This is a genomic window from uncultured Arcticibacterium sp., from assembly GCF_964021845.1.
Lineage (GTDB): Bacteria > Bacteroidota > Bacteroidia > Cytophagales > Spirosomataceae > Arcticibacterium.
Window position 1 is genome coordinate 657,504 of record NZ_CAXHZC010000002.1, and the last position, 9,446, is coordinate 666,949.

The window sequence follows — 9,446 nt, forward strand, 5'->3', positions numbered from 1 at the left end:
ACCTGTACAAGGATACCAACTGAAGTAATGAGCTATATTTTAACACGTTAACATAAAACTTTACCACTCCCTAAAATTCTCATACTCTTCATAAGACTCTATATAAAAAAAACTACCTTAGATGTTAAGCCCTTAACCTCCTTAACATGAAAACAATAATTACCTTTCTTTGCATCATTGCAATATCTTTCCCTAAAGTATCAAATGCTCAACAAATAGAATTCGGAAAAGAGATTTCTATAAACATTGAAGCTATTAATCAGGCGGCTACTCAGCACACCGCTTCCATTGAAACACTGTCTTCAGACTTAAAGCTTCCTTTGCCGACAGGTGAAATGGTCTCTTTTAGGCTTGATTACTCCGCCATTATGGAGTCTCAACCTACTGATATTTTGACATTTTCTGCAAAAAATGCTGATGAAAGTGCAATTCTGCGTTGTAGTTTAACCTCTAGTGGGTTTAATGCCATAATGCGGTATCAAAATGGCTATTACATCATAGAGCCTATTGACAGCAAAGAGGGCAGGTATAAATTATACAATATAAATGAAAGCCCGACTGGAGAATGTGGCATTTCAAACCCAAAAGAAAATGGAATTACCGATGCCAATGGTAAGATACTTAGTGCTACTAACTTTCCTGTTGGCACCCAAATGAGAACCTACCGTTTTGCAGGAGCCGCCACAGGTGAAATGACAACTGCTTATGGCAGCCAAGCAGCCGCCAGAAATAGAATAGTAGCTATCATGAATGCCACTAACTTAATATATCAGGTGGAGGCATCTATGCAATTCAGCGTCATAACCAAAACTACAAATCTATCATTAATCTTCACCGACCCCAATACTGACCCTTTCAGTGTGAACACCAATTTTGGAGATGCTTATGATGGCCAAAATGGTTTTAATACATTGAATGGAAACGCTTCTTTGTCTTATACTGAATATGACATGGGACACACTTTTAATGATTATGGTCCGTATGGAGGTGCTAGAGGAACAGGAGGAGGTTCTCCCTGTGTAAATGCTAGCAAATCTGTAGGCTGGACAGAATTTGGCATCGGCTCCTCCCTAGGAACTATTGTTGGGGTATTTGCCCACGAAGTAGGGCATCAGTTTAATGCATGGCATACATACAATGCCGTAGGAGGAAGCGTAAGTAGTCCTACTTTTTGCACGAGTGGGTGGGACAACGAAACCGCCGTAGAGCCAGGAAGTGGTAGCACGCTCATGGCTTACGGAGACAATTGCTCCTCTCCTACAAATTATGTTTTAACCTCACCAAATAACGAATCTTACTTCCACGCAAAAAGCTTAGACCAGATTTTCACTAAAATGAGCGGAGTTAGTAATTGTTTTACCGCAGCTGCCACAGGAAACACGCCCCCTATAGTAAGTGTAGGCTCTGCAGCTACCATTCCAAAAGGAACCCCATTCTCCCTTACTGGAAGTGCCACAGATGCCAATGCTGGCGATGTATTAAGCTATGCATGGGAACAAATGGATAATGCTTCTGCTAGTGACCAAGGAGCATTAGGTAGCTCTATAAATGGCACAGGAGGCTACCCGGCAGTAAACAGTGCCGCGTCTGCTCCTTTGTTTAGAAGTAGAATATCTAGTTCACCAACTCGGATCTTTCCAGACATTAATTTCATACTTAACAATGCTAATAACCCAGATGATAACGAAGGTGAAGATTTACCACAAGTAGCCAGAACTATGAATTTCAGACTAACTGTTAGAGATAATAAAGCAAATGGTGGTGGTGTGGACTCTGAAGCTTTAGTTGTAATTGTTAACGCTGCTGGTCCTTTTCAACTAACTAGTCACAATACTAATTCAACTATTGCTGCTGGTAGCAACATCAACGTAAACTGGGCAGTAAATAGCACTAATGCTCTGTCTGCCAATGTTAAAATTTCAATGTCAATAGACGGCTCTAGTTTCCCATTTGTTCTGGCCGCTTCCACACCTAATGACGGAAGTCAATCGGTTACGTTACCCGCTAATTTCCCAGCAAGTACTAAAGCCAGAATTAAAGTATCAAGTATAGGAGGTAATGGGTTTGAATGGTTTGATATCAATAATGCTAATTTAACTATCACCTCTACTTGTGCAGCGGTAGCATCCTTTATTTGTCCAACCAATACCGTTTCAGGAAGCCCTGGAAATCCAGCTTTTAATTTATCACTTTCAAATTTTACAGGTTCCGAATTAGCCAGTAAAACATTCACTACAAATTTTGCCAGTCAAAGCCTTAGAAATTTTGTAAGAAGCAATGCTGCAGAAACTGCTTGTGAAACCCCCGGTTATTCTAGCAATTCTGTTATCCTTCCCTTTCAAGTAACCTCAAGTGGCACCTATTCATTAAATTCGGATAACAGTGTGGGAATGACGATCTTATCTTCTTCTGCTATTAATTGTACAGGCTTTATTGGCTCCAGTATAAAAGGTAATGATTTCTATAATGAAGTATCTTCCATTACCTTAAATACCTGTACTACTTATTATTTAGTTTTGTATAATGTATTCTCTTTAACTAATGTCTCCATTACTTTTTCTGGCGGAGGTGATATTATACAAACTAGTGCCTACCCAGGAGGTTTTTCTTATACCTATGCAGCAATAAACAATGTAACAGGAAATGTTGCTGCCGTGTCCTCAACAGCCAACTTCACGAGTTTATCTGGTGGGACTTACACTATCAAAGGTCTCTCATATGCCAATGGAACGAACACCGCCGCATTTGTTGGAGGCTCAGAAGCAGCTGCCTATAGCACAGGCTCGTGTATTTTATTTAGCAATAATTCCAAGACATTGATAATTATAGCGGGACCATGCCCTAGTACCTTAAATTTAGTTTCTACCACAAACGATATTTCTTCAGGAACTTCAACTTATCAAACTAGTAATACCGTGAATCCTGGACTAATAACAGCTACCAACAAAATAACAGGAGGTAACACAACCTACGATGCTGGGAAAAAAGTAGAAATGAATCCAGGGTTCGAGGCAAAAAATGGAGCTGTCTTTAAAGCTCAAATTGGTGGATGTAATTAACTATCATAGAACCTTAAAGAATAATCTCAGGTAATCTTTTATTCCATTAAAGACCTAGTCTTAACTGTTTTTGCTATAACAAAAATTAAATACCCAACTGGCCCAAACATAAATACAAAAGGAAGGATTAGGCTATATATCCATCTCGCCAAGCCAGTTTCTTTGGATTTTCTAACTACATAAGCTCCCACAAATAAATCAAAAGCTAAATAATGAAACCAGCCAATAACAATGGCGGTATCAGAAGTAAATAATGCCTTTACACTAGCTAAAGAATTGAAACTATCTGCCTCAAAACTCCCTAAATCTGATATAACCATAAAAGCATATATCAATGATAAAAGCAGAATAACACCATTCAACACCAAGGTTTGTGTGTATTTCCAATGAGGTAAAATCAGTAAGAGCAACCATCCTAAAATCACAAAAGAATTTCCGAAAGAGAAAATAGATGATGGTGTCATAATTTTGAGTCTGTTATGTTTGACAATGAAATTACCGCTACTTCACACTTATTCAAAAAGAAATCTGCGATAGCTTTGTACCCAACATACGAAGAAAACAGTATCTTAGACATTAATAAAAGCTAATTGCAAGTCGACCATGAACATTAAAGACCTCCTCAAAAAGCCAGACTTAGAAGAAAAAAGCCGAGAATTAAAACAGTTTGTGCAATTTGATAAACTGATTAGAGAATTAAAGGCTCGTACACTTCCAGAGCATACCATTAAAACCATAAACTTGGAAGTAGATGCTATCAACAGTACCCTTGAATTAGGAAAAAAGCTAGCCAAGCAGATAAAAACTTCCTTAGCTAAAATAATCAAGCTCCTAGAAAAAGATCTTAAAATAGTTACTAAAAACTATTATAGAAATTTATGGCTAGCCATTGGCGTTGGAGCATTTGGTGTTCCTTTGGGTGTAGCATTAGGGTCTATTTTAGGTAACATGGCTTTTATTGGAATTGGAATGCCTATAGGTATGGCCATTGGCGTAGCTATTGGAACTCAGATGGATAAAAAAGCTGCCACTGAGGGCAGGCAATTAGACTTAGAAGTACAGTATTAAAGCGAAAAAAATATTTCATGACAAGCGAGGAAATCATTTTACTTCTAATTTCCCTTCCTTTTATAATCGGGACATTTCTCCCCTTAAGTGGAGGGAAACATTGGCTTATAAGAGGTTTTGATTTTATCAGAATCCAATCTGCAGTAGTGCTTACGGTAACCTTTTTGTTTAGTTTCATACTAATTACTGATGCCTCTATTTTAGTGAGGTTTGTTCAGTTCACATTACTTATAGCCCTTATTACTCAAATTAAAATCATTTCTCCTTACATCATCTTAAAAAACGAAAAGCATAAACCTAGTTCAGGAGACTCGCAGAAGCTAACAATACTTAGTGTCAACGTTTTACAAAGCAATGACTGTTACCACAAACTTATAGAGCTGGTAAAAAAGCTACAACCAGATATCCTACTAACTATTGAGAGTAATAAAGCTTGGGAAGATGCTTTAGAAGAGATTGAAAATGATTATCAATATAGCGAAAAGGTACCCAAAGAAAACACCTATGGAATGCACTTTTACACCAATTTAAAAGCAGACAACATAAAGGTGCATTACTTTTTAACCGACGAAAGACCAACAATTGAAGCACATTTAGAAGATCGAGAAAACAATAAGTTTGTCTTTTGGGGCATTCATCCACCACCACCCAGCCCTACTGAAGAGGTAACCTCAAAGAAGAAAGATGGGGAGCTGCTTAGTATTGCCAAACTTATAAGGAAATCAAAAACTCCTAGTTTGGTTATTGGCGATTTCAATAGCGTTTGTTGGTCAAACGTTTCCACCCTTTTTGCAAAAACTTCTGATTTAAAAGACGCTCGAAAGAGAAGAGGTTTTTTTTCAACATTTCCTGTCAAACCTTTCTTCATGAGGTTTCCTATTGATTTACTTTACCATTCTGAAGAAATAAAGATTTACCACATGAACACCCTACCGGAAATTGGCTCTGACCACCTTCCTCTTTACTCAGAGTTTAGTGTTCATCGTTCTAAAACAGAAAGTCCGAAATCAATGAAAAAGACCGAGAAAGAAGAGGTAGAAGAAATTATTACCGAAGGCAAAGAAGCAGAGAAATCCGAGTGATAGGTCTCTTTCTAAGAAAAGCTGACCTATGTCAATAAAAACAAGTTTTCTTTAAAGCTTTGGCTTAATCAATAAATGAATGGGTAAATTGAGCATCTAAACCTATTGATTTATTCAAAACCCTATAAGATCTTCCTTTGCATGAAACCCAAATTACTACTCCTACCCGCATTAGTATTTCTATTTTTTTCTTGCAGCATAAAACCGGAAAAGGTAGAAAAACCAAACGTGCTCTTTATTTCTATTGACGACCTTAATGACTGGATAGGGTGTTTGGACGGGCACCCACAAATAAAAACTCCGAATATTGACAAATTGGCCGCAAGGGGAATACTTTTCACCAATGCTCATACACAATCTCCTATTTGCAATCCATCTAGAACTAGTCTACTTACCGGATTGAGACCATCAACCACAGGCGTATATGGTCTTTCGCCATGGATTAGAAATGTAGACTCCTTAAAACACTTGGTTACACTTCCGCAATATTTCTCACAAAACGGCTATACCAATTACAGTACTGGAAAAATTTTCCATGGCAATAATGGAAGAGGAGAAAACGACCATGAATTTGATGTTTTAGGCCCAGGCACCACTATTAAAGCAAAACCTGCGGAGAAAATCACAAAGTTTACTCCTGGCGGAAATCATCCCTTAATGGATTGGGGAACTTTTCCACATAACGATGAAGACAAAAATGACTTCCAAATAGCAAGTTGGGCTGTAGATGTGCTCAACAGTAAGCCTGAAGACCCTTTCTTTTTATCATGCGGTTTTTTCCTGCCTCATGTCCCTGTTTACGTGACCGAAAAATGGTTTAACATGTATCCTTATGAAACATTGGTAATGCCTCCTATGTTAGAAAACGATAGAGAAGATACACCCAGAGCTTCATGGTATAATCATTGGAAGGTGCCTGAGCCAAGACTTAAATGGATGAAAGAAAGTCAACAAGTAAAACCATTGGTAAGGTCATACTTGGCAGCCATAAGCTTTATAGACAGCCAAGTGGGTAGATTGCTAGATGCTTTAGATGAAAACGGTTTTGCTGATAATACCATTGTGGTGCTGTGGTCAGACCACGGATACCATTTAGGAGAGAAAGAAATTAGTGGCAAAAACACTCTTTGGGAGCGTTCCACCCACGTTCCTTTAATATTTGCAGGACCAGGAATAAACAAGAACATAAAATTTGACAACCCTGTAGAACTGCTAGACATATACCCTACCCTAAATGCATTATGTAACTTACCCGAAAAATCTGAACTAGAAGGAGTCTCTCTTTTAGCGGAATTGCAAGGCAAAAAAACAGAGGAAACACGACCAGCAATTACAACTAATAACTATAAAAACCACAGTATTAGAACCAATGAATGGCGATACATTCAATATGCCGATGGAAGCGAAGAATTATATGACTTAGCAAAAGACCCTAACGAGTGGGAAAATATAGCAAGTAGTTTAGAAACAAAGGCGATAAAAGAAGACTTGGCTAAATGGCTTCCTAAAAAGAATCATCTACCATATTTTGGAAATGGTTTTAGAGTGTTGCAATACGAAAATGGAACACCCATCTGGGAGGGCGAAATCATTAAACCAGAAGATGCCATTCCTGACATTTAATTGTGGCGTTTTGGTTTCCATAAAAGAGCTTTATAAAGAAATCTTTAAGAATTTAATAAGCTAGGCAATACACTATACTGTCTAGCTTTAGCTATGTAAGACCAAAAAGTACCTTGAAAACATCTATTAAGCTAAATCCCTAGACAAAACCCTGATTTCAGACCGCAACATTAACAACTATAAAACTGAGCATAGTATAATTTTCACTAATTTTAAGAAGGATTTGAAGGTAAAAACTCAATGAATGAAATACTTTAATTTATTCTTTTATTCAACCTATTAAAAATGAAAACGAAAAAAACTAACTCTTCAAGAAGAGACTTCATCAAACAAGGAGCTTTGGCTTCTTCCATCTTTGTAGTGCCAAGACACGTTTTAGGTGGTGTAGGCTACACAGCACCAAGTGACCAATTAAACATAGCAGCAATAGGTGCCGGAGGTAAAGGTGCCAGCGATATAAGAAACGCATCTGTTAATGGTCGTGAAAGAGTAGTTGCTCTATGTGACGTAGATTTCTCAGGTTCTGCGGCGGCATCTGTTAAAAGATTCCCGAAAGCTAAACTCTATGCGGATTATAGAGAAATGTTAGATAAGGAAAAAGATATTGACGCTGTTACTATTTCTACCCCTGACCACGTGCATGGTCCTGCTGCTAAATATGCCATGGATAGAAACAAACACGTTTATGTGCAAAAACCAATGACACATAACATCCGTGAAGCTAGAATTCTTACAGAGCTTGCCAGAACTAACAAGATTGTTACACAAATGGGTAACCAAGGAGGTTCTAACGAACTATTAGGTATGGTTCAAAAATGGGTGGATTCTGGTGTAATGGGCAAAATAGCTAAAGTACAAATATGGACAAACAGACCTGTATGGCCACAAGGAAACGCTATGCCTGAGCCAAATGCTAGCTTAAAACCAGATGACCTAAATTGGGATTTATGGTTAGGACCAAATGAGCTAAAACCATACACCCCTAAAATGCATCCATTTAACTGGAGAGGTTGGTGGGATTATGGTACTGGAGCTTTAGGAGATGTGGGATGTCACTTAATAGACATTCCTTTCAGAACATTAGGCTTAAAATACCCTACCGCAGCAGAATGCTCTGTAGCTTCTATTTATTCCGAAATGTGGAATGCAGACTATCACCCAGAAGGTTGTCCTCCATCTTCGTTCATTACTTTAAAGTTTGGTGCTACTGCAAAAAGCCAATCTCCAATAGAAATGACATGGAGCGATGGCGGTATAAGACCTTCGCATCCAGACATCATACCAGCAAATGATGATATAGGCGGTAAAGACAGTCAAAATGGTGTTTTAATTATTGGTGAAAAAGGAATAATTTCTACCAACATTAATGATAGCTCTCCATTAATGCCAAAACTTTACTTAAATGATGGGACTACAGAATTTGGTCCAGAAGTAGAGAAAAGCGACGAACCAGAATACGGCCACCATAGAAAATGGGTTGATGCGTGTAAAGCAGGTTTCAAGAGCTCTGAACACTTAGCACTAACATCTTCTTTTGATTATGCAGGTCCTATGACAGAAACTGTATTGATGGGTAATTTAGCCATCAGAAGTTATATGCTAAGAAAAGAAGACAGCAAAGGAAAAATGGATTTTTACGCTAGAAAGAAACTTCTTTGGGACGGTGAAAACATGCGTATCACTAACCTTGAAGCAGCAAACCAGTTTGTAGGAAGAACTTACAGAAAAGGCTGGGAAGTATAATTTTCAATATTTTAAACAGCTCGGTAAACATAGAACCGAGCTGTTTTTTTTAACTTACACTTTAAATAAAAATAGACTAAAATTACTTATGAAATTAACTACGCTTGGCTTAGCCATCGCCCTACCAGTTGCACTTTACTCTTGTTCTAGTAGCACTACAGAATCTACTGAGACAATGGAAACTACCGATGAAACCCTTAGTACCGATGACGGTTTTGTTGCTTTAAGCGAAAATTTGGATGGCTGGATTGGCGATAAAGCTGTTTATACTATTACTGATGGCGTAATTTCTGTAAACCCAGAAGAAAAAGGAACAGAAGGAAGCGGTGGAAACCTATTGACAGAAAAAGAGTATAGCGATTTCGTTTTCAAATTTGAATTTCAATTAACACCAGGTGCAAATAACGGATTAGGAATTCATGCTCCATTAGAAGGTGATGCAGCCTATGAAGGTATAGAATTACAAATTTTAGATAACACTGCAGAGAAATATGCAGACCTTCATGATTATCAATATCACGGTTCAGTTTATGGTTTAATTCCGGCCAAAAGAGGTTTCCTTAAGCCTGTTGGAGAATGGAACGAAGAGATTGTAACCGTAGAGGGTTCTAAAATTAAAGTGGTTTTAAATGGCACTACTATTTTAGATGGCGATTACTTAGAAGCAAGCAAGAATGGCACTTTAGATGGTAAAGAACATCCTGGCCTGGCAAGAACTAGTGGTCATGTTGGATTTTTAGGACATGGTGAAGTACTATCTTTTAGAAATGTTTTCATTAAAGACCTTAGTCTATAAGACAATAATACTTTCGTCAGAAGAGGCTGTCTCATATTAAAAAATGAGATGGCCTTTTTTCGTGCTAAATACCCT

The 9,446-nt window shown here is 37.9% G+C and carries 7 protein-coding genes; 6 read left to right on the top strand and 1 reads right to left on the bottom strand.

All coding sequences use genetic code 11. The features are described from left to right. Positions 1-146 precede the first annotated feature (146 nt). Positions 147-3,059 (top strand): reprolysin-like metallopeptidase, encoded by a 2,913-nt coding sequence (locus AADJ06_RS09510; RefSeq protein ID WP_341226203.1) that lies wholly within the window; start codon positions 147-149, stop codon positions 3,057-3,059. A 38-nt stretch (positions 3,060-3,097) separates the two neighbouring features. Here AADJ06_RS09510 and AADJ06_RS09515 read toward each other — a convergent pair whose 3' ends face one another. Then, on the bottom strand, positions 3,098-3,523 hold the full coding sequence (locus AADJ06_RS09515; RefSeq protein WP_341226204.1) for an ABA4-like family protein: 426 nt from the start codon (positions 3,521-3,523) through the stop codon (positions 3,098-3,100). A 139-nt stretch (positions 3,524-3,662) separates the two neighbouring features. Between AADJ06_RS09515 and AADJ06_RS09520 the strand changes: the two genes are divergently transcribed. The 5 genes from AADJ06_RS09520 to AADJ06_RS09540 all read left to right on the top strand — a co-directional run bounded on the left by AADJ06_RS09520 (position 3,663) and on the right by AADJ06_RS09540 (position 9,371). Continuing rightward, the gene (locus AADJ06_RS09520) at positions 3,663-4,127 is read left to right on the top strand and encodes a hypothetical protein (protein WP_341226205.1); all 465 of its coding nucleotides are present in this window, start codon (positions 3,663-3,665) and stop codon (positions 4,125-4,127) included. Positions 4,128-4,144: 17 nt separating this feature from the next. Continuing rightward, complete coding sequence (locus AADJ06_RS09525; protein WP_341226206.1) at positions 4,145-5,209, top strand: endonuclease/exonuclease/phosphatase family protein; 1,065 nt, start codon at positions 4,145-4,147, stop codon at positions 5,207-5,209. Between the two features lie 141 nt (positions 5,210-5,350). Then, positions 5,351-6,832, top strand: a complete 1,482-nt coding sequence (locus AADJ06_RS09530) for a sulfatase (RefSeq protein WP_341226207.1) — start codon at positions 5,351-5,353, stop codon at positions 6,830-6,832. Positions 6,833-7,117: 285 nt separating this feature from the next. Continuing rightward, positions 7,118-8,575: a Gfo/Idh/MocA family oxidoreductase gene (locus tag AADJ06_RS09535; RefSeq protein WP_341226208.1), complete on the top strand. Its 1,458-nt coding sequence runs from the start codon at positions 7,118-7,120 to the stop codon at positions 8,573-8,575. Positions 8,576-8,663: 88 nt separating this feature from the next. Beyond that, entirely contained in the window at positions 8,664-9,371 is a 708-nt protein-coding gene (locus AADJ06_RS09540) for a DUF1080 domain-containing protein (protein ID WP_341226209.1), read from the top strand. Positions 9,372-9,446: the final 75 nt, after the last annotated feature.